We start from the raw sequence: 25,056 nt of genomic DNA, 5'->3' as shown, positions 1-25,056 counted from the left end.
TTCAGCCACCAAAAATCTCTTCCACCATCCCATCCACAAGCCGTTTTGCCGAGCACAGCCTCGGCATACCCAGCGCGACAGTGTGCCAGCTTTGCGTCACCGACCAGCTCACCGGATGGTTATCCGCCTGACACCAGTCGCCCAGCCAGCCGAGCATGTCTTTATGATCTATCAGTCCCGGCGACGCGGGCGTTGTCAGCCACTGATGGTAGAAATGGCGGGTGGAAGGAGAAGCGTTGATGCCCTGCGCAAGATAGTTTGCCGCCATACTGCGTAAGTTATCCTTGAGCATCGCCGCCACATCTTCATTCGCCAGGCGACAGGCATCACCAAATGCGCCCCAGCGCAGCTCTTCCAGGACGACATAGCAACGCCCGGCCAGCGACCAGCCATCGTAGTGACCGGCTCGCCAGCGGGTAAAAATTTGTTCGCTGTGCTCACCCGCCTGCACCGTCAGCCCTCGCTGGGAGAGCGCCTTCTCTTTATAGGCGGCTCGTTGCGTAAAATGAGCGGAAAGCTCAGCGTACTGCTGAATCAGGCCGGGCGATTGCTGGGCCCGCGGGTTAGTCTGCTGACGCAGCGCAATCAATTTGTCTGCCATCAGCGTCAGCGCAAGGTGCCCGGGGTCAAGCATACCGGCCAGCTTTTCCGCCAGCCCCAGGCGCAGCGCCGCATTTTCATTAAGCATACCCGCCATCGCCCAGGGCCGTAGCCGGGTATGCGTCATGATCTCCTGGGTCAAACGCTCACGAAACTGCAGCTGTTGTGGTCCCGGGTGGGGATGACGCGCCGCGTCTACCCCCTGAACCAGATCGACCATAAATTTTGGATGAATACACTCCAGCGTTCGCCCGGGGCCGTCCAGTAGTTGTGTTGTCATGGTTGTTCTGCCGCGAATAGGGTTTGAATATCATCGCGTAACAGTCGGGTATCTTCCTGTATCCACGTCGCAGTCGTGATACTTTGCTTTAACAGCTGGCTGAGCGCTCGGGTCGAATGCTCATTTTGCTGACGTACTGCGAGGCTATCACGCAAACTTTCCTGTAACCCGGTCAGGCATAACGAAAATTCCGCAAAGAACGTTGCCATCCCCGCCGTAACAGAGACATCGACCTGGGCGGTCAAAGCTTTACGGATTTGTTCACAGAACTGATCGATATGCTGCTTGAATTTTTCATGCAGCTGTTCAATATCAATGACATAGCGTGTGCGTGCGACAACATAATCTTCCCAGCCCCAGCCCGGGTTATTCAGCCAGCGAGAGACGGTTTCACGCATGCTCGCCGCGCCCGCTGGCTGGCCTGCCGGGCGGTGGTCCTGCGCAATGGCATCGTTAAACAGCGCCCGGGTGTTGAAATTAAGTTGATGCGCCTGAAACGCCGGGAAGCTTATCCGCGCGCGAAAACCCGCATGGCTGAGTTGTTCTTTAATACGCGTTTCGATTGGCCGCATGGCTTCATTCAGCGAGCGCGCCAGCGTCGACTCCAGTTGATCGAAGCGTAACGCCAGCTCCCGGCCGATCTTCGTCTGCGCATCCAGCATGATCAGCTCGCAGGAGGAGCGGATTTTACTCAGCGCAATTTGCGCCTGCCCTTCATCATCCAGTACCAGCTGTTTCAGCGCCTGCGGCTCGTCACGGCGAAGATCCCGCGGTTCGATGCCAGCCAGGTCGAGAACAGAGCGGGCGCTAAACACATGGCTAATTGCCTGCTGGAGGGAAGTATTTTGCGACATCATAAAGTCAGCGGTGGCGTTAAGCGCCTGCTCCACTTCATGCTTCACTTCGTCGCTCACCACGCGCTGACGCGTATGCAGCAGCGCCATGTCCTCTTCCAGGCGCGCGATATTCAGTTCCAGCGCCTCAAAAGCGACCGTCAGCCCCTGGTAGCGGAAGTCGAGGTACTCCCGGGCATTTTGGGCGTAGTTAAGCAGCTTATGCGACGCCGAACGCAGAGCGAAGAGCGATGCATTGGCATAGGCAGCATAAATAAGCTTGCGGATCGGCTGTTCAAATAACGAATCTTCCCACAGCAAATCGGCAGCATGACGAATATGGTCGATGTCGTCCAAATCCTCCGTACGCCAGCGGCGTCCCAACGCGGCTTCGGCAAAATCCTGAACCCAGCGCTGCTCCTTGTGATCCGGTAGCTGACCGTGGGTAGTCATCTCATAACGGGCGCGGTTCGCCAGATACGCCCACATCGACGAAACGGGATAAATTTGCCCCGGCGAAATATTCCCTTTCATTAAGGTGCCGGAGATCATCGCTTTAACCTGTTCTTCATCGTCGCTGTTACGATCTTTCTGATCGAATTTATTGACCAGCGCATACAGCGGAACCGATTTACCGGCGACTGAAATAGCCTGCCGGACCTCGTGATCGGAAATCGATTTGAGCTGGGTGTAATCCATCACCGCCAGCACCGCCGACGCGCGGGATAACTGCTCGCTCAGCATTTTTTGCAGATGCGGTTGCCCGGCCTCATTCGGCCCGGGGGTATCAAGCAGCGTCAGTTGCCCAAGGTGGGCATCCAGACCCGCGAGATGCACGAACTCCACTTCAATCACCGGAATGTGTTCGATGGCCGCATATTCAGAGAACGGAAACTCGACGCCCAACGCCTGTGAGAGCCTCACCAGGTCGTTAAGGCTTTTCAGACAATGAAATATCGGCTGCGCACCGAGGTGATGCTTCTCGAAAGCCTCACCTTTTTCAATTCTTTCCAGCAGCGTAATCATGTCCTTATCAATTTCCAGACGCTGCGCCAGATTCCCGCGATCGTAATCGCAGAGCTTTTTCTGTAACAGGAGGATTAATTCATCGATAGGAGAGACGTGAGCAAAATGGAGCACCGGCTCTTTCTGACCCGGCGTATGACGGATCAATGTCGGGAGCGCCGTCATCGGTCGGTTGCGGTTCGGCAACACTTCGGTTCCGACAATGGCATTAATGGTGGTCGATTTCCCCGCTTTCATGGTGCCCACAATTGCCAGCACCATTTCCAGACGGGTTATTTTCCGTAATTCATTATTCAGCATAGCCTGCTGGGCTTCGACACCCCGCGCACTAAAATGCAAAGGTAAAACGTTGTTCTTTTCACCCGTAATGGCTGCGGCGGTGCTTTCCAGCTTCGCCGTCGGCATTGATTTCAACGTATCAAGATTTTGCAGGGCGAGCTGTAACAAACGCTCTGCTTCCTGGCTTAATTCAAAAATGGTCTGTGTGTGCATGATAAAAGCCTTTCCTTAACGCAAATTTATTACTTTTATTAAGCCACTGGTTTTAATTATGTTGTTCAGGCTTATATGATCACGTGTGGAAAACATGTTCACCGAAATATAACTGATTGAAGATAATCAGAAATAAATCGCTATCCTTGCATGGCGTGTAAAGCTTCCCCTCTGGCATGACAGCCAAAAGATAAAAGCCTGGCCCATTTTTAAGAAACTTCAGGATATATCATCATTATTTACCCACCTAAAAAGAGAGGTAATGCGTCACCGCCATAAGATATGGATGACGGGGAAGTCAGGAGATAAATAACAATGTGTCGCTTCACCTTATCCGAAATGGAGGTGCGTAGCAATTTGCTGCAATAAAATATTCGATATATTTACTGCCATTTCTTTCCACCGTGTTAATGCCGTAAGCATCGCTTAACTGACTGACAGGAAATGTCACTGGCGACACGCTTTTTGCTTTTTTTTTAAATAGAATATCACCGACAACGGTGTGGATTTGCGTTATACTTGCCCCCTTTTTCGGCACCCAGCCGTCATTTTGCTGGCACTTTCCAGCGTGTTACGCACTTTTTGAGGATATCCTTATGCAACTCCCACACTGCCCGAAATGCAATTCTGAATACACCTATGAAGATAATGGCATGTTCATCTGCCCGGAATGCGCTCACGAATGGAATGACGCCGAGCCGTCGCACGATACTGATACGCTTGTTGTAAAAGATGCGAACGGTAATCTGCTGGCTGATGGCGACAGCGTCACCGTGATTAAAGATTTGAAGGTTAAAGGCAGCTCTTCCATGCTGAAGATCGGCACTAAAGTGAAGAATATCCGTCTGGTAGAAGGCGACCATAATATTGACTGCAAAATTGACGGCTTTGGCCCGATGAAACTGAAATCAGAGTTTGTGAAAAAGAACTGATTTACCCGCCCGGTGGCGCTTCGCTTACCGGGCTGGCGAGAACTACACTTAACGGGCTCTTCTTACGTGAGGTATAGATTATGCCGTTAAGTCCCTACATCTCTTTCGCCGGTAACTGTGCCGAGGCCTCCGCCTTTTATCAGCACGCCGTCGGCGCAGAGCTCCTCTATAAAATCACCTTCGGTGAAATGCCAAAAGGCGACAGCAGCGAAGAAGGCTGTCCGTCTGGCATGCAGTTTCCGGATTCGGCGATCGCCCACTCGAATGTTCGCATTGCGGGCAGCGATATCATGATGAGTGATGGGCAGCCGCCCGGCAGCAAAGCGCAGTATGCCGGGTTCACGCTGGTGCTGGACACCCAGGACGTGGCGGAAGGCAAACGCTGGTTCGACAATCTGGCCGCGGAAGGCCATATCGAAATGGCCTGGCAGGAGACCTTCTGGGCGCACGGTTTCGGTAAAGTCACCGACAAATACGGCGTGCCGTGGATGATTAACGTCGTTAAGCAACAGCAGTGATCTTCTGGCGGTGGGCAGTCTGCCCCCGCCTGTCATCAAACTCCCCTTAACTCTTCAAACTCCCGCAACCGAGACTTAACCCAAATGTCATATTGATGCGCCAGCATGAGGCCACATTTATCGTGAGGCCCAGCATATGCAAACTGTTATCCGCGTCGAGAAACTGAGCAAGACCTTTCATCACAACAAGGCCCTGCATGCCGTTGATCTGACCGTCCAGCAGGGCGAAATGGTGGCGCTCCTGGGGCCATCCGGCTCTGGTAAATCCACCCTTATGCGTCATTTAAGCGGCCTTATCACCTGTGATAAGACCTCAGAAAGCCACGTCGAGCTGCTGGGCAACACCGTGCAGCGTGCAGGACGCCTGGCGCGGGATATCCGCAAAAGCCGCGCCCAGACGGGCTATATCTTCCAGCAGTTCAACCTGGTCAATCGCCTGACGGTACTGGAGAACGTGTTGATTGGCGCGCTCGGCAGCACCCCGTTCTGGCGTACCTGTCTGCGCTGGTTCTCCCCCTCTCAAAAGCAGGAAGCGTTGCAGGCGCTGACCCGCGTCGGAATGGCGCATTTCGCCCACCAGCGCGTCTCCACACTTTCCGGTGGACAGCAGCAGCGCGTGGCTATCGCCCGTGCCCTGATGCAAAAAGCGCAAATCATTCTTGCCGATGAACCCATCGCCTCGCTGGACCCGGAATCGGCTCGCATCGTGATGGAAACCCTGCGCGACATCAACCTCAACGACGGCATCACCGTGGTGGTGACGCTGCACCAGGTGGATTACGCCCTGCGCTATTGCGAGCGCATCGTCGCGTTGCGTCAGGGGCATGTGTTCTTTGATGGCCCAAGCCATCAATTTGATAACGACCGTTTCGACCATCTCTACCGCAGCATTAACCGCGTCGAAGAGAACGCGCAGGCTGCTTAATTAAAACCGATCCGAGGAAAGTACATGAGCTACAAAGCCGTTGCCGCGCTGGCGTTTACCAGCATGTTCAGCATAAGCACTCTGTTAAGCCCTGCGTACGCCCAGGAGCAGGAAAAAGCGCTGAACTTTGGCATTATTTCGACGGAATCACAGCAGAACCTGAAACCTCAGTGGGAACCGTTCCTGAAAGATATGGAAACCAAACTGGGGATCAAAGTGAACGCCTTCTTCGCCCCGGACTATGCGGGCATCATCCAGGGGATGCGCTTTAACAAAGTCGACATCGCCTGGTACGGTAACCTCTCCGCCATGGAAGCGGTGGATCGCGCGAACGGCCAGGTCTTTGCCCAGACCGTTGCCGCGGATGGCTCTCCGGGTTACTGGAGCGTGCTGATCGTCAATAAAGACAGCCCCATCAACAACCTGAACGACATGCTCGCCAAACGTAAAGAGCTGACGTTTGGTAACGGCGATCCCAACTCCACCTCTGGTTTCCTTGTGCCGGGCTATTACGTCTTTGCTAAAAACAACGCCTCTGCCAGCGAGTTTAAGCGCACCGTGAACGCCAGCCATGAAACCAACGCGCTGGCCGTGGCCAATAAGCAGGTGGATGTCGCCACGAACAACACCGAAAACCTCGACAAGCTGAAAACCTCGGCACCGGACAAGCTGAAAGCGCTGAAGGTTATCTGGAAATCCCCTCTGATCCCGGGCGACCCCATTGTCTGGCGCAAAAACCTGTCTGAGACCACCAAAGACAAGGTGTACGACTTCTTTATGAATTACGGCAAAACGCCGGAAGAAAAAACGGTTCTGGAACGCCTGGGCTGGGCACCTTTCCGCCCGTCAAGCGACCTGCAGCTGGTCCCGATTCGCCAGCTGGCGCTGTTTAAAGAGATGCAGGGCGTGAAGGACAACAAGGGCCTGAAGAATGAGGAGAAGAGCAGCAAAGTGGCCGCGATTCAGGCTCAGCTCGAAGACCTTGACCGCCTGACCGCGGCGCTCGGCGCCATGAGCAGCGTGAATAAAGCGGTGCAATAACGCTTACCGCCCTCTCCCGGTGGGAGAGGGCATTCAGACCAAAGGGGCACACATGCAAACCATCACCCTCCCACCGCCGAAACGCAGCTGGTTCTCGCTTTTTAGCTGGGCCATTTTGCTTGCGGTGCTCGTTATCTCCTGGCAGGGCGCGGAAATGGATCCGCTGCTGCTGTTTAAAGATGCCGGCAATATGGCCACTTTTGCCGCCGACTTCTTCCCGCCTGATTTCAGCCAGTGGCAGGATTACCTCAGCGAAATGGCGGTCACTCTGCAAATCGCCGTCTGGGGCACCGCTCTGGCCGTCATCCTTTCTGTTCCGTTCGGCCTGATGAGCGCCGAGAACATCGTACCGTGGTGGATTTACCAGCCGATGCGTCGCCTGATGGACGCCTGCCGCGCCATCAACGAAATGGTCTTTGCCATGCTGTTCGTGGTGGCCGTCGGCCTGGGTCCGTTCGCCGGGGTGATGGCGCTGTTTATTCATACCACCGGCGTGCTCTCCAAGCTGCTCTCCGAAGCGGTGGAAGCTATCGAGCCGGGCCCGGTCGAAGGGATCCGCGCTACGGGCGCCAACAAAATTGAAGAGATTCTCTTCGGCGTACTGCCCCAGGTGATGCCGCTGCTGATCTCCTACTCCCTGTACCGTTTCGAATCCAACGTTCGTTCCGCCACCGTCGTCGGCATGGTGGGCGCAGGCGGTATTGGCGTCACGCTGTGGGAAGCGATTCGCGGGTTCCAGTTCCAGCAAACCTGCGCTCTGATGGTGCTCATTATCATCACCGTCAGCCTGCTGGATTTTATGTCTCAACGTTTGCGTAAGCACTTCATCTGAGAAGCGAGGCTTTGATTTGTATGCACTTATCCAGACATCCGACCAGTTACCCTACCCGCTGGCAAGAGATAGCGGCAAAGCTCGAGGTGGAACTTCGCACCCACTACCGCTGCGGAGACTACCTGCCTGCCGAGCAGCAGCTTGCCGACCGCTATGAAGTGAACCGACACACGCTGCGCCGCGCCATTGATCAGCTGGTCGAGCGCGGCTGGGTGCAGCGCCGTCAGGGCGTCGGCGTGCTGGTGTTGATGCGCCCGTTTGACTATCCGCTCAATGCGCAGGCGCGTTTTAGCCAGAACCTGCTGGATCAGGGCAGCCACCCGACCAGCGAAAAACTGCTGTCGGTGCTGCGTCCGGCCTCAAGCCACGTCGCGGACGCGCTGGGCATTCAGGAGGGCGACAATGTTATCCACCTGCGTACCCTGCGTCGGGTCAACGGCGTGGCGGTGTGCCAGATAGACCACTACTTCGCCGACCTGGCGCTGTGGCCGGTGCTGCAAAATTTCTCCAGCGGCTCGCTGCATGATTTTCTTCAGGATGCCACTGGCATCGCGCTTAAACGTACCCAGACGCGCATCAGCGCCCGCCGCGCGCAGGCCAAAGAGAGCAAAGTGCTGGAGATCCCCAACATGGCTCCGCTGCTCTGCGTTCGCACCCTCAACCACCGTGACGGCGAAATAGACGCGACGGAATACTCCGTCAGCCTGACCCGCGCCGACATGATCGAATTCACCATGGAGCACTGAATGCATTTCGACACCTCCACCCGCCAGCGCTGGATGGGCGTTCTGGCGCACAGCCAGCCCGCTGCGCTTTCGGACCGCATACAGGCGCTGAATCTGACGCCGGAATATGACCTCATCCGCGCGCCGGAAATCGGTCTGGTGCAGATCCAGGCACGTATGGGCGGTACCGGTGAGCGCTTCTTCGCCGGCGATGCCACCCTCACCCGCGCAGTGATCCGCCTGAACAGCGGCACGCTGGGCTACAGCTACGTGCTCGGGCGCGACAAACCACACGCCGAACGCTGCGCGGTGATTGACGCCCTGTTACAGGAACAACCTCATTTCCAGCCCCTGATGGAAACCCTTATTGCCCCGCTGGAAGCCGACCGTGCTGCACTGATTGCCGCCCGCCAGGCCCAGATAAACACCAGCCGGGTCGACTTCTTTACGCTCGTTCGCGGAGATAACGCATGACGCTTCAACCCGCTTTTACCCTGGCCGTCCAGGATGCCCAACAAAGTTTTCGTCGCCTGCTGAAAGCCATGAGCGAACCGGGCGTCATCGTCTCGCTGCATCAGCTCTCTCAGGGCTGGCTGCCGCTGAATCTGGCGACCACCAGCGTACTGCTGACGCTCGCCGACAACGACACCCCGGTGTGGCTCTCTGGCGCGTTATCGAATGATATCGCCAGCCAGAACCTGCGCTTTCATACCAACGCCCCGCTGGTTGAACAACCCCGGCAGGCGGTGTTTGCCGTGGCCGACGAGCAAATCAGCCACGAGCAGCTTAATGCCCTGAGCGAAGGAAGCGCGGTGGCACCGGAGACCAGCGCCACGCTGATTTTGCAGGTATCAAGCCTGAGCGGTGGCCGCATGCTGCGCCTCACGGGGGCGGGTATTGCCGAAGAGCGCATGGTCGCGCCACAGCTGCCGGAGTGCATCATTCATGAACTGACCGAACGCCCGCATCCGTTCCCACTCGGTATTGACCTGATCCTCACCTGCGGAGAACGCCTGCTGGCCATCCCTCGTACCACTCATGTGGAGGTGTGCTGATGTACGTTGCCGTCAAAGGGGGCGAGAAGGCTATCGCCGCCGCCCATGCCTTGCAGGCGCACAGACGACGGGGTGATGACGCGCTTCCCGAGCTCAGCGTCACCCAGATTGAGCAGCAGTTCAATCTGGCCGTCGACCGGGTAATGACTGAAGGCGGCGTCGCTGATCGCGAACTGGCGGCGCTGGCGCTGAAACAGGCCAGCGGCGACAACGTCGAAGCCATCTTCCTGCTGCGTGCTTATCGCACCACGCTGGCGAAACTGGCGGTGAGCGAACCGATCAATACGGCAGAAATGCGTCTGGAACGTCGTATTTCGGCGGTCTATAAAGACATCCCCGGTGGTCAGTTGCTTGGGCCCACCTATGACTACACCCACCGTCTGCTGGATTTCACCCTGCTGGCGAACGGCGAAACGCCCCTGTTGAGCACCTCGGATGCAGAGCCGGTTCCCTCCCCGCACGTTTTTAGCCTGCTGGCGAAACAGGGTCTGGCGAAGGCCGAAGACGATACTGGCGCGCAACCTGACGACATCACCCGCACGCCGCCGGTTTACCCCTGTTCACGCTCGTCGCGCCTGCAGCAGCTGATGCGCGGCGACGAGGGGTATTTACTGGCGCTGGCCTACTCCACCCAGCGTGGCTACGGCCGCAACCATCCGTTCGCAGCGGAAATTCGTAGCGGCTACCTTAACGTCGAGATCGTGCCCGAAGAGCTGGGTTTTGCGGTGAACGTCGGTGAACTGCTCATGACCGAATGCGAAATGGTGAATGGATTTGTCGCCCCCGAGAACGAGGCCCCGCATTTTACCCGCGGTTACGGGCTGGTGTTCGGCATGAGTGAGCGCAAGGCGATGGCGATGGCGCTGGTCGACCGTGCCCTGCAGGCACCGGACTACGGCGAAGCGGTCTCGGGCCCGGCGCAGGACGAGGAGTTCGTGCTGGCCCATGCGGATAACGTCGAGGCCGCGGGCTTCGTTTCCCACCTCAAGCTGCCGCACTACGTCGATTTCCAGGCCGAACTGGAACTGCTGAAACGCCTGCAACGGGAGCGCGCACATGACTAACTTAAGCGGCTACAACTTTGCTTATCTGGATGAACAAACCAAACGCATGATCCGCCGCGCCATTTTGAAAGCGGTGGCTATCCCCGGTTATCAGGTGCCGTTCGGCGGCCGCGAAATGCCCATGCCTTACGGCTGGGGTACCGGCGGCATTCAGCTGACCGCCAGCGTCATCGGCGAGTCGGACGTGCTGAAGGTCATCGACCAGGGGGCTGATGACACCACCAACGCCGTGTCGATTCGCCAGTTCTTTCAACGCGTGACGGGCGTCAATACCACCGAAAAAACCGAAGATGCGACGCTGATCCAGACCCGTCACCGCATTCCGGAAACGCCGCTGACGGAAGATCAGATTTTGATTTTTCAGGTGCCTATTCCGGAGCCCCTGCGCTTTATCGAGCCGCGTGAAACGGAAACCCGCACCATGCACGCCCTGGAAGAGTACGGCGTCATGCAGGTGAAGTTGTATGAGGATATCGCCCGCTTCGGCCATATCGCCACAACCTACGCCTATCCGGTCAAGGTCAATGGACGCTACGTGATGGACCCGTCCCCCATCCCCAAATTCGACAACCCGAAGATGGACATGATGCCTGCCCTGCAGCTGTTTGGTGCCGGGCGTGAAAAACGCATCTACGCCGTACCGCCTTACACCCGTGTGGAGAGTCTCGATTTCGACGACCACCCGTTTACGGTGCAGGAGTGGGACGAGCCGTGCGCCATTTGCGGCTCAAAACACAGCTATCTGGACGAAGTGGTGCTGGATGACACGGGCAAACGGATGTTTGTCTGCTCCGACACCGACTTCTGCCGCCAACAGAGCGAGGCGAAAAGCCAATGAAACCGCTGCTTTCGGTTAATAACCTGACCCACCTTTACGCGCCGGGCAAAGGCTTCAGCGGCGTCTCGTTTGAGCTGTGGCCGGGCGAGGTGCTGGGCATTGTCGGCGAGTCCGGCTCGGGCAAAACCACCCTGCTGAAATCTATCTCTGCACGACTGACGCCGCAAAAGGGCGACATTTTATATGAGGGCCGGTCGCTGTACGGCATGAGCGAGGCCGAACGCCGTCGCCTGCTCCGCACCGAATGGGGCGTGGTGCATCAACATCCCATGGACGGCCTGCGCCGGCAGGTCTCGGCCGGAGGCAATATCGGTGAAAGGCTGATGGCCACCGGCGCACGCCATTACGGCAACATCCGCGCCACGGCACAGCAATGGCTGAGCGATGTGGAGATCCCCACCTCGCGCATTGATGACCTGCCCACCACCTTCTCCGGCGGTATGCAGCAGCGCCTGCAGATTGCCCGCAATCTCGTCACTCACCCGAAGCTGGTGTTTATGGACGAACCCACCGGTGGGCTGGACGTCTCCGTTCAGGCGCGTCTGCTCGACCTGCTGCGCGGCCTGGTGGTGGAACTGAACCTGGCCGTGGTGATTGTCACCCATGATTTAGGCGTTGCCCGCCTGCTGGCGGACCGTCTTCTGGTGATGAAGCAGGGTCAGGTGGTGGAAAGTGGGTTGACCGACCGCGTACTCGACGATCCCCATCATCCGTACACCCAGCTGCTGGTGTCATCGGTATTGCAGAATTAAGAGGCCCCCATGATCCGCGTAGAAAATGTCAGTAAGACCTTTGTGCTCCACCAGCAAAACGGCGTGCGCCTGCCGGTCCTGCACAGCGCCTCTCTGGAGGTTAGCAAGGGTGAATGCGTGGTGTTGCACGGCCATTCCGGCAGCGGCAAATCGACGCTGCTGCGCTCCCTGTACGCCAACTATCTGCCGGACGAAGGCCACATCTATATTCGTCATGGCAATGAATGGGTCGATCTGGTGCAGGCGCCGGCGCGTAAGGTGCTGGACGTGCGCCGCTCGACGATCGGCTGGGTCAGCCAGTTTTTGCGGGTGATCCCACGGATCTCCGCCCTGGACGTGGTCATGCAGCCGCTGCTGGACCTGGGCGTTCCGCGCGAAACCTGCGCCGCGAAAGCCGCCGGCCTGCTCACGCGCCTGAACGTACCGGAACACCTCTGGCACCTTGCCCCGTCGACCTTTTCCGGTGGCGAGCAGCAGCGGGTGAATATCGCTCGCGGGTTTATCGTCGACTACCCGATTTTACTGCTTGATGAACCCACTGCCTCGCTCGACAGCAAGAACAGCGCGGCGGTGGTTGAACTGATCGAACAGGCCAAAGCACGCGGCGCGGCGATCGTGGGGATCTTCCACGACGACACCGTTCGCTCCCGCGTCGCAGACAGGCTGCACCCGATGGGGACGCTCGCATGATCGTGAATAACGTAAAGCTGGTGCTGGAAAATGAAGTCGTTGATGGCTCGATTGAGATCCAGGCCGGAGAGATCCGCGCCTTTGCGGAAACCCAGAGCCTTGCCCCGGAAGCGATGGACGGTGAAGGGGGCTGGCTGCTGCCGGGCCTTATCGAACTGCACACCGATAATCTGGATAAATTCTTTACCCCGCGTCCGAAAGTCGACTGGCCAGCTCATTCCGCAATGAGCAGCCATGACGCGCTGATGGTCGCCAGCGGCATCACCACCGTGCTGGACGCCGTAGCGATTGGCGACGTGCGCGACGGCGGCGACCGTCTGGAAAACCTCGAGAAGATGATCAACGCCGTGGAAGAGACGCAAAAACGCGGCCTTAACCGCGCCGAGCATCGTTTGCACCTGCGGTGTGAACTCCCGCATCACACCACTCTGCCGCTGTTTGAAAAGCTGGTGGACCGCGAGCCGGTCTCACTGGTCTCGTTGATGGACCACTCGCCGGGGCAGCGTCAGTTCGCCAGAATAGAGAAATACCGCGAGTACTATCAGGGAAAATACGCGCTGACCAACGAGGAAATGGCGCGTTATGAAGAGGAACAGCGACAGCTTGCTGCCCAGTGGTCTCAACCAAACCGGCTCTCCATTGCCGCCATGTGTCGGGATCGCAACATTGCCTTAGCCAGCCATGATGATGCGACGCATGAACATGTGCGCGAATCGCACCAGCTTGGCAGCGTAATCGCTGAATTTCCCACCACGTTTGAAGCAGCAGAAGCCTCACGCACCCACGGCATGAACGTCCTGATGGGGGCGCCGAATATCGTGCGCGGCGGCTCCCACTCCGGCAACGTGGCGGCAAGCGCGCTCGCGTCGCTAGGTCTGCTGGATATCCTCTCGTCCGACTACTACCCCGCCAGCCTGCTGGACGCCGCCTTCCGGGTCGCGGCTGACGAAAACAATCGCTTTACGCTGCCGCAGGCGATTCGTCTGGTAACGAAAAACCCGGCAACGGCGCTTAATCTTCACGATCGTGGAGAGATAGCTGAAGGTAAACGGGCGGATCTGGTGCTGGTTCACCGTAAGGGCGAGCACATCCATATCGACCACGTCTGGCGTCAGGGAAAACGGGTGTTCTGATGGGAAGATTAATCTGGCTAATGGGGCCGTCAGGCTCTGGTAAGGACAGCCTGCTGTCCGCGTTACGGCAGCGGGAACATCCCCAGCTTCTGGTTGCGCACCGCTATATCACCCGTGCGGCGAATGCCGGGAGTGAGAACCATATCGCCCTGAGCGAGCCGGAATTTTTCACGCGCGCCGGGCAAAATCTGCTGGCGCTCAGCTGGCACGCCAACGGTTATTACTACGGGATAGGCATCGAGACAGACCTGTGGCTGCACGCCGGGTTCGACGTGCTGGTCAACGGCTCACGCGCACACCTTCAACAAGCGCGCGCCCGCTATGAAGCAGCGCTGTTGCCGGTCTGTCTGCAGGTCTCGCCTGATGTGCTGCGCAGCCGGTTGCAGAGCCGGGGTCGCGAAAACGCCAAAGAGATCGAGCAGCGGCTTGAACGTGCGGCGCGCTATACCCCATCGAACAGTCATATCCTCAATAACGACGGAAGTTTGCTACAGTCAGTCGATAACTTTTTAACGCTTATCCGTCAGAAGGAGAAACAGCATGCCTGACTGCCAGCTTCGCCCCGCCACTGCCGACGATGCGCAGATTGTTTACGCGCTGATTTGCGAACTCAAGCAGAGTGAGTTTGATCATCAGGCGTTCCACGCCGGGTATCTTGCCAATCTGCAGGACCACAATATGCGTTACCAGCTGGCTGAATTAAACGGCCAGGTGGTGGGCATGATTGGCCTGCATATGCAGTTTCACCTGCACCACGCCAGATGGATTGGCGAGATCCAGGAGCTGGTGGTCATGCCGCAGGCGCGCGGTCTCAGGGTGGGCAGCCAGCTGTTGGCCTGGGCGGAGAACGTGGCGCGGCAGGCGGGCGCTGAACTGACAGAGCTATCCACCAGCGTGAAGCGCCTGGACGCTCACCGTTTTTATGCGCGTGAAGGGTATACGCAGAGCCATTTTCGTTTCACCAAACTGTTGTAGAGGTGCACGATGAGTCTGACGATTACGTTAACGGGAACCGGTAGCGCTCAGCTGGTGCCGGTGTTTGGCTGCGACTGCGCGGCGTGTCGCCGGGCGCGTCTGCAGGAAAACCATCGCCGTCGCCCCTGTAGCGCGGTAGTCAAATTCAACGATGCGGTAACGCTGCTGGACGCCGGTATCCCGCACCTGATGGACGACTGGCCGGCAGGCAGCTTTCAGCAGTTTTTACTGACCCACTACCATATGGATCACGTCCAGGGGCTGTTCCCCCTGCGCTGGGGCGTCGGTGCCCCTGTTCCGGTGTACGGTCCGCCAGACGAGTCGGGGTGTGACGACCTGTTTAAACACCCGGGGATTCTGGATTTCAGCCATACGGTAGAGCCGTTTGTGGTGTTTGAACTGCAGGGCCTGCGGGTCACGCCGCTGCCGCTGAATCACTCGAAAATCACCTTTGGCTACCTGCTGGAGTCCGCCCACAGCCGCGTGGCCTGGCTCTCCGATACCGCCGGATTACCCGATAAAACGGTAAAATTCCTGCTCAATAACCGGCCGCAGGCGATGATCATCGACTGCAGCCACGAGCCGCGTGACGAAACGCCGCGCAACCATTGCGATCTGAATACGGTTATTGCCTTAAATGAGATCATCGGCTGTCCGCAGGTGATCCTGACCCATATCAGTCATCAGTTCGACGTATGGATGATGGATAACCCGCTACCCGACGGGTTCGAGGCGGGATATGACGGAATGACGTTGTTGCTGGATTAGGTCACTCCCTCTCTGAATGAGAGGGCGAGGCGTATGGATGCTAAACCGCGCGTATCAGCGATCGTAATCGTCTTCTAACCGGCGTTCATCTTCTTCTAACTGACGTCTGTCATCATCCAGCTGGCGTTGACGCTCATCCAGACGGCGACGGCGATCCTCCAGTTGCCTGCGGCGATCGTCATACTGACGGCTGTCGGTCTGGCGGCTGCGATCGTAGCGATCGTCGTCATCATCGCTACTGCGACTGCTGCTGGGGTTATAGGCATCGTTGATCGCCTGCTGAATATTGCCAATGGCTTCATCAATAACATCGGCGTGAGCCAGTTGGCTGGTAAGTGACAGCAGACCAAATAACAGAGCGGTAGAGTAACGTTTCATAAGACCAGACTCGCAGGTGGACTGGCCTTACGGTAATGAACAACGGCTGGCTGGGGTAGCGGAGGAATCTCATTTCTGCGCCTGTTCAATCACCCCTATCGCTTCCACTCTCACCTGGTGTCTCCCGCCCTCAAATTCTGCATTGAGCCAGGCATCGACAATCATTTTTGCCAGCTCAAGGCCAACAACACGTGAGCCAAATGCCAGGATATTGGTGTTGTTATGCTGCCTTGAAAGCTGCGCAGAATAAGGCTCACTACATACCACTGCACGAATGCCGGGGTATTTGTTGGCCGTAATAGAGATCCCAACGCCGGTACCACAAATTAAGATGCCGCCATCAACCTCACCGTCGAGCAGGGAGGTCGCAACAGCGCTGGCATAATGCGGGTAATCGGTGCGTTCGGGCGACCAGGTACCCTTATCCACCACCTCTACGCCACGCCCATGCAGATGGGCCAGTATGTCCTCTTTCAGTATGAAGCCAACGTGATCGCAACCAAACGCAATCCTTTTCATGATTTGCCTCTCAGTGAGTAAACTTTACGAACGCGATGTATTTTGTGATTTAAGACCGGTTAGTTGTGCAATAAAACCACAAAACCATCGCGTTCTGAGCGTGTTCTACACCCCTGAGGATCGCATTTCAACCCTGACCTGATGGTTAAGTTTGCCTGTAAGTCTTAGTCCACTCAATGCCAAAGAAATTAAGTAATTGATTTACAACGAATGAAGCAACAACGCACAGCCCAAAACTTCACAACCAATAAAACTTTATGAATTTATAAATACTGTGAAGTTGGCAACATATTTCCCGGGAAGGTTGTGATGATATAGTGTCGTCTTCATTTTTAAGGACAACAGAGAGCGATGAGTCAGTCAGAATTTGAAAAAGAGCTGCCTAATGGCATCGGTCTGGCACCTTACCTGCGTATGAAACAGGAAGGGATGACCGACAACGAGAGCCGTATCGTCGACTGGCTGCTTCAGCCAGGTAACCTGAGCGGTGCGCCGGCAATTAAAGATGTTGCCGAAACACTGCTGGTCTCGGAAGCGATGATCGTCAAAGTAGCCAAGCTGCTCGGGTTTAGCGGTTTTCGTACTCTGCGCGCAGCGCTTGTGGACTACTTCTCTCAATCCGAGCAGGTGCTCCCCGCTGAACTCGCCTTTGATGAAGCGCCACAGGATGTGGTTAATAAAGTGTTCAACATTACGCTTCGCACCATTATGGAAGGCCAGTCGATTGTTAATGTGGATGAAATTCATCGCGCAGCACGTTTCTTCGCTCAGGCTAACCAGCGCGATCTCTACGGCGTCGGCGGCTCTAACGCCATTTGTGCCGACATCCAGCACAAGTTTTTACGTATCGGCGTGCGCTGCCAGTCCTATCAGGACGCCCATATCATGATGATGTCAGCATCGCTGCTGAAAGAGGGAGACGTAGTGCTGGTGGTAACACACTCAGGACGCACCAGCGATGTGAAAGCCGCAGTAGAGTTAGCGAAAAAGAACGGTGCGAAGATTATCTGCATTACCCATAGCTATCATTCACCCATTGCCAAACTCGCTGATTATATTATTTGTTCGCCAGCACCAGAGACCCCTTTATTAGGGCGTAACGCCTCCGCGCGTATATTACAACTCACACTATTAGATGCTTTATTTGTATCCGTTGCACAACAGAATATTCAACAGGCCACACTCAACATGCAAAAAACCGGTGCTATTGTGGATTTCTTCTCCCCTGGCGCCCTGAAGTAAAGATAAAAGGTTGATCCCGTATTAGCGGGATCAACAAAAATATACCCTACATTGAGAACACTGCTATGAATAAATATCTGAAATATTTCAGCGGCGCCGCTATGGGCTTAATGTTATCTACCAGCGCATTTGCTGCCGCAGAATATGCAGTAGTATTAAAAACATTGAACAATCCATTCTGGGTGGATATGAAGAAAGGGATCGAAGATGAAGCAAAAACCCTGGGGGTAAGTGTTGATATTTTTGCTTCGCCGTCAGAGGGTGATTTTCAGTCTCAACTGCAGCTTTTTGAAGACTTGAGTAATAAGAAATACAAAGGCATTGCCTTTGCCCCACTCTCCTCGGTCAACCTGGTGATGCCCGTCTCACGCGCCTGGCAAAAAGGCATTTATCTGGTCAATCTCGATGAAAAAATCGATATGGATAACCTGAAAAAAGCCGGCGGTAACGTTGAAGGTTTTGTCACGACGGATAACGTAGCCGTTGGGGCAAAAGGTGCAGGCTTTATCATTGATAAACTCGGTGTGCAGGGCGGTGAAGTCGCGATTATTGAAGGGAAAGCCGGAAATGCATCGGGAGAGGCACGCCGCAATGGCGCTACAGAAACCTTCAAAAAAGCAAGTCAAATCAAGCTCGTTGCCAGCCAACCCGCCGACTGGGATCGCATTAAAGCCCTGGATGTCGCCACCAACGTTTTGCAACGCAACCCGAATTTGAAAGCCTTCTACTGTGCAAACGATACCATGGCAATGGGCGTGGCACAGGCGGTGGCAAACGCCGGTAAAACAGGAAAAGTACTGGTCGTTGGCACGGATGGCATTCCTGAAGCACGTAAGATGGTCGATGCCGGACAAATGACCGCCACCGTCGCGCAGAACCCAGCGGATATTGGTGCTACGGGCCTGAAGTTGATGGTGGATGCGGCGAAAACCGGCAACGTGATCCCCCTAGAAAAAACGCCTGAATTCAAACTGGTTGATTCGGTTCTGGTGACGAAATAACTGATATCCGGTGCGGTCAGAAGCCCACACCCCAGCTCTCTCCCGCAGGATGAGAGGGAAAACATAAGGAGTAAACATGGTCACGCCATATATCTCAATGGCGGGGATCGGCAAATCCTTTGGTCCGGTTCACGCATTAACGTCGGTTGATTTAACTATTTATCCCCACGAGATTCATGCGTTATTAGGGGAGAATGGCGCCGGTAAATCAACCTTAATGAAAGTATTGTCGGGAATACATGAACCGACCAAAGGAACTATTACTATCAACGAGGTAAATTACGACAAGCTCGATCATAAACTGGCAGCACAGTTGGGCATTGGCATAATTTACCAGGAACTTAGCGTTATCGATGAATTAACCGTTCTGGAGAATTTATATATTGGCCGTCATCTGACGAAAAAAGTCTGTGGCGTCAATATGATCGACTGGAAAGAGATGCGTATTCGCGGCGCAATGATGCTTTTACGCGTGGGATTGAAAGTCGATTTAGATGAAAAGGTGGCGAATTTATCCATCAGCCACAAGCAAATGCTGGAAATTGCAAAAACATTAATGCTCAACGCTAAAGCGATCATTATGGATGAGCCCACATCGTCTTTAACCAATAAAGAGGTGGATTATCTTTTCCTGATCATGAATCAATTACGTAAAGAGGGCACAGCAATTGTGTATATCTCGCATAAGCTCGCAGAAATCCGCCGCATTTGCGACCGCTTTACCGTGATGAAAGATGGAAGCAGCGTCTGCACGGGCATGGTGAGTGATGTCACAAACGACGATATTGTGCGCCTGATGGTGGGCCGCGAGTTGCAAAACCGCTTTAACGCGATGAAAGAAAGTACCGGCAACCTCGAACGCGATACCGTGTTCGAAGTGAAAAACGTCACCAGCCGGGACAAGAAAAAAGTACGTGATATCTCGTTCAGTGTGAATCGCGGTGAAATCTTTGGCTTTGCAGGACTCGTCGGCTCAGGCCGCACCGAGCTGATGGACTGCCTCTTCGGGGTGGATAAACGCGCTAGCGGTGAAATCCGTCTCAACGGTAAAACCATCTCCCCACACTCGCCGTTGGATGCGTTGAAAAAAGGGATGGCCTACATCACTGAAAGTCGTCGGGAAAACGGCTTCTTCCCCAACTTCTCTATTGCTCAGAACATGGCGGTCAGCCAAAGCCTGAAAAATGGCGGCTACAAAGGCGCCATGGGCCTGTTTCGCGAACATGAAGAGCGCAAAACTGCTGAAACGCAGCGCCAGCTGCTGGCGTTAAAGTGCCATAGCGTGGAGCAAAACATCACTGAGCTCTCCGGCGGAAACCAGCAGAAGGTGCTGATTTCCAAATGGCTGTGCTGCAACCCGGACGTCATCATTTTTGATGAACCTACCCGCGGCATCGACGTCGGCGCAAAGGCCGAAATCTACAAGGTGATGCGCCAGTTAGCTGACGAGGGCAAGGTCATCCTGATGGTGTCATCCGAGCTACCTGAAATTATCGCCGTCTGCGACCGCATCGCCGTGTTCTGCGAAGGGCGACTGACGCAAATCCTGACCAATCGCGACGACATGGGCGAAGAGGAGATTATGGCATGGGCATTACCACAAGAGTGAAACGCGATATGGACGAAAAAAAACCGTTTAATTTCGCGCTGTTCTGGGACAAGTACGGCACCTTTTTCATCCTCGCGATCATCGTTGCCATCTTTGGCACGCTGTCGTCGGAATACTTCCTGACCACCAATAACATCACTCAAATTTTTGTCCAGAGTTCGGTGACGGTGCTGATCGGGATGGGCGAGTTCTTTGCCATTCTGGTGGCAGGTATCGATCTGTCCGTCGGGGCGATTCTGGCGCTGTCCGGGATGGTGACCGCCAAGCTCATGCTGGCCGGCGTCGACCCGTTCCTGGCAGCGCTCATTGGCGGCGTGCTGGTTGGCGGTGCGTTAGGCGCGATCAACGGCTGTCTGGTCAACTGGACCGGGCTGCATCCGTTCATTATCACCCTGGGCACTAACGCCATTTTTCGCGGCATTACGCTGGTGATTTCGGATGCCAACTCGGTATACGGCTTCTCGTTCGACTTTGTAAACTTTTTTGCCGCCAATCTCTTAGGTGTTCCCGTGCCGGTGATCTTCTCGCTGGTAGTGGCGGTGATCCTCTGGTTCCTCACCACCCGTATGCGGCTGGGACGCAACATCTACGCGCTGGGCGGTAACAAGAACTCGGCGTTCTACTCCGGTATTGACGTGAAGTTTCATATCCTGGTGGTTTTCATTATCTCCGGTGTGTGTGCAGGGCTGGCAGGCGTGGTGTCAACGGCACGACTGGGGGCAGCAGAGCCGCTGGCTGGGATGGGCTTTGAAACCTACGCCATTGCCAGCGCCATTATCGGCGGAACCAGCTTCTTTGGCGGTAAAGGGCGCATCTTCTCTGTCGTGATTGGGGGGCTCATCATCGGCACCATCAATAACGGACTCAATATTTTACAAGTACAAACCTACTACCAGCTGGTGGTGATGGGCGGGTTGATTATCGCCGCTGTCGCCCTCGATAGATTGATCAGTAAGTAAGGAATTGACGATGAAAATTTCCCCCTCCCTGATGTGTATGGACCTGCTGAAATTCAAAGAGCAGATCGAATTCATAGACCAGCACGCGGACTACTTCCATATCGACATCATGGACGGTCACTTTGTGCCCAATTTGACGCTATCACCGTTCTTTGTCAGCCAGGTGAAGAAGCTCGCCACCAAACCGCTGGACTGCCATCTGATGGTAACGCGCCCCCAGGACTACATTAGTCAACTGGCACAGGCCGGAGCGGATTTCATCACCCTGCATCCGGAAACGATTAACGGTCAGGCCTTCCGCCTGATTGACGAAATTCGCCGTCATGGCATGAGAGTCGGTCTGATCCTCAACCCTGAAACGCCCGTTGAAGCGATGAAATATTACATTCACAAGGCGGACAAAATTACGGTCATGACCGTCGATCCTGGCTTTGCCGGGCAGCCTTTCATTCCGGAAATGCTCGAAAAAATTGCCGAGCTGAAAGCCTGGCGCGAACGTGAAGGGCTGCGCTATGAGATTGAGATCGATGGCTCCTGCAATCAGTCCACCTACAAAAAACTGATGGCCGCCGGGGCTGATGTCTTTATCGTCGGGACGTCAGGGCTGTTCAACCACGCAGAGAATATCGACGACGCATGGCAACTGATGGCCGGACAGATTCTGTCGGCAAAGAACGAGGCCCTTCCTCATGCAAAAACAGCCTGATGTCGTCGCCGGAGTGGATATGGGCGCTACCCATATCCGTTTTTGCCTGCTTACAGCCGAGGGGGCCGTGCTGCACTGTGAAAAACACCGTACAGCAGACATCATCCGTTCAGGCGTCATGTGCGGCGTCGCAGAAATGATCGTTGCAAGGCTTCGCCACTATCAGGTTCGCTGTCGGGGTCTGGTGATGGGTTTCCCTGCGCTGGTCGGCAAAGACAAACGCACCATTATCTCAACACCAAACCTGCCATTACAGGCAACAGACCGACGGGACCTGGCGGGTAAACTGGCGGACGCACTGGGATGCCCGGTCGAATTCTACCGTGACGTTAACCTCCAGCTCTCTTTTGATGTTATGCAGCACAACTTGCAGCAACAGCAGGTTCTGGCAGCCTATCTCGGTACCGGCATGGGGTTCGCCATCTGGCTGAACGGCGCGCCCTGGACAGGTGCACACGGGGTCGCGGGCGAGCTTGGACATATTCCGCAGGGCGATATGTCACGCCATTGCGGTTGTGGTAACACAGGATGTCTGGAAACCGTCTGTTCCGGTATTGCCCTGAAACAGTGGTATGAACAACAGCCCCGTGATTACGCGATTGGCGAGATTTTTACCTCAGCGTGTCATGACCCCTTTGTCATACAGCTCTTAAATCATGCAGCCCGAGCCATTGCCACCAGCGTAAATCTCTTCGACCCGGATGCGGTGATCCTCGGCGGCGGCGTGATGGATATGGTCGATTTTCCACGCGACGCGCTGATTGCCAGAATTAAACAGCATCTGCGCCGTCCGCTGCCGTATGAGGCAGTCCGTTTCATTACAGCATCATCGTCATCCTTTAACGGTGCTCAGGGGGCGGCGACCCTGGCTCTCAGCCAGTTCCTGTCATCACCTTGCGCAACGCCTGCGCCAGCTGTACACGGGTAAAAGGCTTACGCAGTAACGCCACGTCCGGCAGTTGCGGGTTATGCGTCGGACGCAGATCCTGGCCGCTGATCAGCAACACCGGAAGCTGCGGATAATGGCTGCGCACATGGTTGATCACCTCGGCGCCGCTGAGGTTGCCGGGCAGCATTAAATCGCTAATAAACATGCCAATATCCGGTGACGCGTCCAGCATCTTCAGGGCCTGTTCGCCGTTGTCCGCTTCAAGCGTCAGATAGCCCAGCTGATGCAGCTGCTCGCACAGGGTCTGGCGGACATCGGCTTCATCTTCCAGCACCAGTACCAGGCGTTCATTTTCAACGGCAGCCGCGGCGGCCTGGGTCTCATCAGCAGAACGAACAGGCAGCGTCGAGCGTGGCAGATGCAGCCGCACGGTAGTCCCCTGCCCCGGCGCGCTTTCAATCTCCACGCGCCCACCGGACTGGCGTACAAAACCGTAGACCATCGACAGGCCTAATCCGCTACCGCTCCCGGTTTGCTTGGTCGTAAAGAACGGTTCGAAGACCCGGGATTTGACCTCCTGCGACATTCCACTTCCCCGGTCAATAACCTCCAGCGCCACCATATCCTGCCTGCGTCCGTCACTGCGGGTCACGCGCTGATTCCACGTGCGGATCTTAATAACCCCCGTCTGTCCCTCCATCGCATCACGGGCGTTCATCACCATGTTAATAATGGCGTTTTCCAGCTGGCTAACGTCTATCCACGCCGGCCACGCCGGTGATTGCGCTTCAATTTCCAGCGTCAGGGTGGCCGGCAGCGAGTGGTACATCAACTCCCGCAGGTTCTCGAGCAGCGGTTTCATCTCTACCGCGTGCGGGGTCAGGGATTGCTTGCGGGAAAACGCCAGCAGGCGCTGGGTCAGCACCGCACCACGCTCGGCGGCCTTGAGTGCCCGGGTGATACGCGGGGCGTCATGTGAGTCAGGATCGGTGAGTTCCAGACTGCCAATGATCACCGCCAGCAGGTTGTTAAAGTCATGCGCCAGACCGCCCGTCAGCTGCCCGACGGCCTTCATCTTCTGGCTGTGCACCAACGCCTCTTCCAGCCCCTGACGCTCGATGCGGTCGATCTCCATCTGCGTGGTTTTTTCTTTCAGCAGGCGGGTGGTGTGGACAAGCGAGGCGGTGTTGCGGGCAAAAACGTTAAACGCTCGAGCCAGCTCACCCAGCTCATCACGACGCTGCAGCCCGGGGACGGAAACATCCTGCTCGCCGTGAGCAAGGCGCGACATCGCCCGGGAGATGGCCGTCAGGTTGGAGGCCAGATTACGGTAGATATACCAACAGGCGCACCCGGTGATGATCAGCGCCAGCACGGCGAACACACTGATAAATACGCTGATGGAGCGCAGCTCCTGGTGACTCTGGGCAGTGCGCAGCCGGGAGGCCTGCGCCACCTGTTCAACGTACTGATTGATGTCGCTGTTTAATATCGCCACCAGCGCCTTGATGTGGAACATATACCAGCTGATCGCCAGATCGCTCTCCTCCAGCTGCGTCGAGAGCGGAACAAGCTTGTGAAGCTCGGCATTAAAATCGGGCAGGATAGCGTTCACCACGGGCTGCGTCACGCTTCGGGGCAGCGTTGCCGTCACGGCATCCAGCTGCTGAACCGTGGCGCGCGGCGAGGGCGTTTCAATAGCGGCGATGATTAGTCTGTCCATTTCCATAAGCTGTTGCGCATCCGGGACGTTGCTGGCGTAACGGCGGTTGATGTCCTGCAGATGGCGCAAATAGCTCTGGCTTTGATAGAGCGCGCTGAGAAGCGCATTACGCTCCAGATGACGCCGCTGCCCGCGCTCCAGCATGCCCGTCACGCTCTGCTGTAACTCATTACTTCTCTGAATAATTCGCGCCACCAGCGCGGGCTCCTGTTGCGCCAGTGGCGCATCGGCAAGCTGTTCCAGCGAGTGACGCAGCGCCATCTGCATCTGCTTCAGGCGCTCGGCTTCGCCCTTGTATTCCAGCGCGCCTACAACTTGCGAGAGCCGCACCGCCGCCGTTGCCACATTGGCGGTATCGCGGGCGAGGTTCATGCTGCCGGTCATGTCATCCAGCGTCTGCTGCTGCACCTGTTCCTGGATCTGGCTGGCATGACGAAAGCCGAGCACCGCCACGCCGCTGACCATCAGCGTCACCGCCACCACCAGCAGATTAAAAATCAGCAGGCGACCACGGGCGCTGGCAAAGAAGGGCGGACGGTGTGATGGCATAC

The 25,056-nt window shown here is 56.1% G+C and carries 27 protein-coding genes; 22 read left to right on the top strand and 5 right to left on the bottom strand.

Features of this window, described 5'->3' with window-relative positions:
- Position 1 precedes the first annotated feature (1 nt).
- On the bottom strand, positions 2-880 hold the full coding sequence (locus tag AM379_RS09755; protein ID WP_014168272.1) for a diguanylate cyclase regulator RdcB family protein: 879 nt from the start codon (positions 878-880) through the stop codon (positions 2-4).
- A complete protein-coding gene (gene crfC / locus AM379_RS09750; RefSeq protein ID WP_106503649.1) occupies positions 877-3,231 on the bottom strand; it encodes a clamp-binding protein CrfC in 2,355 nt (784 codons plus the stop codon). Before crfC ends, AM379_RS09755 begins: the two co-directional genes overlap by 4 nt.
- A 596-nt stretch (positions 3,232-3,827) precedes the next feature.
- On the opposite strand from crfC, the gene AM379_RS09745 reads away from it, so the two are divergent.
- The 16 genes from AM379_RS09745 to phnP all read left to right on the top strand — a co-directional run bounded on the left by AM379_RS09745 (position 3,828) and on the right by phnP (position 15,479).
- The gene (locus AM379_RS09745; RefSeq protein ID WP_020882810.1) at positions 3,828-4,163 is read left to right on the top strand and encodes a zinc ribbon domain-containing protein YjdM; all 336 of its coding nucleotides are present in this window, start codon (positions 3,828-3,830) and stop codon (positions 4,161-4,163) included.
- An 80-nt stretch (positions 4,164-4,243) separates the two neighbouring features.
- Positions 4,244-4,681 carry a VOC family metalloprotein YjdN gene (gene yjdN, locus AM379_RS09740; RefSeq protein ID WP_014168269.1) on the top strand — a complete coding sequence of 146 codons (438 nt, stop codon included), beginning with the start codon at positions 4,244-4,246 and terminating at the stop codon, positions 4,679-4,681.
- A 136-nt stretch (positions 4,682-4,817) separates the two neighbouring features.
- Positions 4,818-5,606, top strand: coding sequence for a phosphonate ABC transporter ATP-binding protein (gene phnC / locus AM379_RS09735; RefSeq protein ID WP_014168268.1), 789 nt, complete (start codon positions 4,818-4,820; stop codon positions 5,604-5,606).
- Positions 5,607-5,630: 24 nt separating this feature from the next.
- Positions 5,631-6,647, top strand: a complete 1,017-nt coding sequence (gene phnD, locus AM379_RS09730; protein ID WP_032679405.1) for a phosphonate ABC transporter substrate-binding protein — start codon at positions 5,631-5,633, stop codon at positions 6,645-6,647.
- 52 nt (positions 6,648-6,699) lie between these two features.
- Positions 6,700-7,479 carry a phosphonate ABC transporter, permease protein PhnE gene (gene phnE / locus AM379_RS09725; protein WP_025206369.1) on the top strand — a complete coding sequence of 260 codons (780 nt, stop codon included), beginning with the start codon at positions 6,700-6,702 and terminating at the stop codon, positions 7,477-7,479.
- Between the two features lie 20 nt (positions 7,480-7,499).
- The gene (gene phnF, locus AM379_RS09720) at positions 7,500-8,225 is read left to right on the top strand and encodes a phosphonate metabolism transcriptional regulator PhnF (RefSeq protein WP_020882813.1); all 726 of its coding nucleotides are present in this window, start codon (positions 7,500-7,502) and stop codon (positions 8,223-8,225) included.
- A complete protein-coding gene (phnG, locus tag AM379_RS09715; RefSeq protein ID WP_106503648.1) occupies positions 8,226-8,678 on the top strand; it encodes a phosphonate C-P lyase system protein PhnG in 453 nt (150 codons plus the stop codon). It abuts the gene before it with no gap.
- Positions 8,675-9,259 carry a phosphonate C-P lyase system protein PhnH gene (gene phnH / locus AM379_RS09710; protein WP_014168263.1) on the top strand — a complete coding sequence of 195 codons (585 nt, stop codon included), beginning with the start codon at positions 8,675-8,677 and terminating at the stop codon, positions 9,257-9,259. Before phnG ends, phnH begins: the two co-directional genes overlap by 4 nt.
- Complete coding sequence (locus tag AM379_RS09705; protein ID WP_106503647.1) at positions 9,259-10,323, top strand: carbon-phosphorus lyase complex subunit PhnI; 1,065 nt, start codon at positions 9,259-9,261, stop codon at positions 10,321-10,323. Before phnH ends, AM379_RS09705 begins: the two co-directional genes overlap by 1 nt.
- Complete coding sequence (gene phnJ / locus AM379_RS09700) at positions 10,316-11,161, top strand: alpha-D-ribose 1-methylphosphonate 5-phosphate C-P-lyase PhnJ (protein ID WP_014168261.1); 846 nt, start codon at positions 10,316-10,318, stop codon at positions 11,159-11,161. The genes AM379_RS09705 and phnJ overlap by 8 nt, the downstream gene beginning before the upstream one ends.
- Positions 11,158-11,913 (top strand): phosphonate C-P lyase system protein PhnK, encoded by a 756-nt coding sequence (gene phnK, locus AM379_RS09695; RefSeq protein ID WP_014168260.1) that lies wholly within the window; start codon positions 11,158-11,160, stop codon positions 11,911-11,913. Before phnJ ends, phnK begins: the two co-directional genes overlap by 4 nt.
- Positions 11,914-11,922: 9 nt before the next feature.
- A complete protein-coding gene (gene phnL / locus AM379_RS09690) occupies positions 11,923-12,603 on the top strand; it encodes a phosphonate C-P lyase system protein PhnL (protein ID WP_020882817.1) in 681 nt (226 codons plus the stop codon).
- Entirely contained in the window at positions 12,600-13,736 is a 1,137-nt protein-coding gene (gene phnM / locus AM379_RS09685) for an alpha-D-ribose 1-methylphosphonate 5-triphosphate diphosphatase (protein WP_106503646.1), read from the top strand. Before phnL ends, phnM begins: the two co-directional genes overlap by 4 nt.
- Entirely contained in the window at positions 13,733-14,284 is a 552-nt protein-coding gene (phnN, locus tag AM379_RS09680) for a ribose 1,5-bisphosphokinase (protein ID WP_106503645.1), read from the top strand. Before phnM ends, phnN begins: the two co-directional genes overlap by 4 nt.
- Positions 14,277-14,711 (top strand): aminoalkylphosphonate N-acetyltransferase, encoded by a 435-nt coding sequence (gene phnO / locus AM379_RS09675; protein ID WP_014168256.1) that lies wholly within the window; start codon positions 14,277-14,279, stop codon positions 14,709-14,711. The genes phnN and phnO overlap by 8 nt, the downstream gene beginning before the upstream one ends.
- Before the next feature lie 9 nt (positions 14,712-14,720).
- Positions 14,721-15,479 (top strand): phosphonate metabolism protein PhnP, encoded by a 759-nt coding sequence (gene phnP / locus AM379_RS09670; RefSeq protein ID WP_106503644.1) that lies wholly within the window; start codon positions 14,721-14,723, stop codon positions 15,477-15,479.
- Positions 15,480-15,533: 54 nt separating this feature from the next.
- On the opposite strand, the gene yjdP is transcribed toward phnP, so the two are convergent.
- Together yjdP and rpiB are read right to left on the bottom strand one after the other, a co-directional pair.
- Positions 15,534-15,857: a DDRRRQL repeat protein YjdP gene (gene yjdP / locus AM379_RS09665; protein WP_014168254.1), complete on the bottom strand. Its 324-nt coding sequence runs from the start codon at positions 15,855-15,857 to the stop codon at positions 15,534-15,536.
- Between the two features lie 69 nt (positions 15,858-15,926).
- Positions 15,927-16,376: a bifunctional allose-6-phosphate isomerase/ribose-5-phosphate isomerase RpiB gene (gene rpiB, locus AM379_RS09660; protein WP_025206372.1), complete on the bottom strand. Its 450-nt coding sequence runs from the start codon at positions 16,374-16,376 to the stop codon at positions 15,927-15,929.
- Between the two features lie 351 nt (positions 16,377-16,727).
- Between rpiB and AM379_RS09655 the strand changes: the two genes are divergently transcribed.
- The 6 genes from AM379_RS09655 to alsK all read left to right on the top strand — a co-directional run bounded on the left by AM379_RS09655 (position 16,728) and on the right by alsK (position 22,821).
- Complete coding sequence (locus AM379_RS09655) at positions 16,728-17,618, top strand: MurR/RpiR family transcriptional regulator (protein ID WP_014168252.1); 891 nt, start codon at positions 16,728-16,730, stop codon at positions 17,616-17,618.
- Positions 17,619-17,683: 65 nt separating this feature from the next.
- Positions 17,684-18,619, top strand: coding sequence for a D-allose transporter substrate-binding protein (gene alsB, locus AM379_RS09650; RefSeq protein ID WP_025206373.1), 936 nt, complete (start codon positions 17,684-17,686; stop codon positions 18,617-18,619).
- Positions 18,620-18,695: 76 nt separating this feature from the next.
- On the top strand, positions 18,696-20,228 hold the full coding sequence (gene alsA, locus AM379_RS09645; protein WP_073397721.1) for a D-allose ABC transporter ATP-binding protein AlsA: 1,533 nt from the start codon (positions 18,696-18,698) through the stop codon (positions 20,226-20,228).
- Entirely contained in the window at positions 20,207-21,187 is a 981-nt protein-coding gene (gene alsC / locus AM379_RS09640; RefSeq protein WP_044857668.1) for a D-allose ABC transporter permease, read from the top strand. The genes alsA and alsC overlap by 22 nt, the downstream gene beginning before the upstream one ends.
- A gap of 10 nt (positions 21,188-21,197) precedes the next feature.
- Positions 21,198-21,893, top strand: coding sequence for a D-allulose 6-phosphate 3-epimerase (alsE, locus tag AM379_RS09635; protein WP_020882821.1), 696 nt, complete (start codon positions 21,198-21,200; stop codon positions 21,891-21,893).
- The gene (alsK, locus tag AM379_RS09630) at positions 21,877-22,821 is read left to right on the top strand and encodes an allose kinase (protein WP_025206375.1); all 945 of its coding nucleotides are present in this window, start codon (positions 21,877-21,879) and stop codon (positions 22,819-22,821) included. Before alsE ends, alsK begins: the two co-directional genes overlap by 17 nt.
- On the opposite strand, the gene AM379_RS09625 is transcribed toward alsK, so the two are convergent.
- Entirely contained in the window at positions 22,766-25,054 is a 2,289-nt protein-coding gene (locus AM379_RS09625) for an ATP-binding protein (RefSeq protein ID WP_106503643.1), read from the bottom strand. The genes alsK and AM379_RS09625 overlap by 56 nt on opposite strands.
- Positions 25,055-25,056 lie beyond the last annotated feature (2 nt).

Source organism: Enterobacter cloacae complex sp. FDA-CDC-AR_0132 (assembly GCF_003010695.1).
GTDB classification, from domain to species: Bacteria; Pseudomonadota; Gammaproteobacteria; order Enterobacterales; family Enterobacteriaceae; genus Enterobacter; species Enterobacter ludwigii.
Note: the sequence above shows the minus strand (reverse complement) of the source record. Positions and strands in the feature narration are given on the sequence as shown.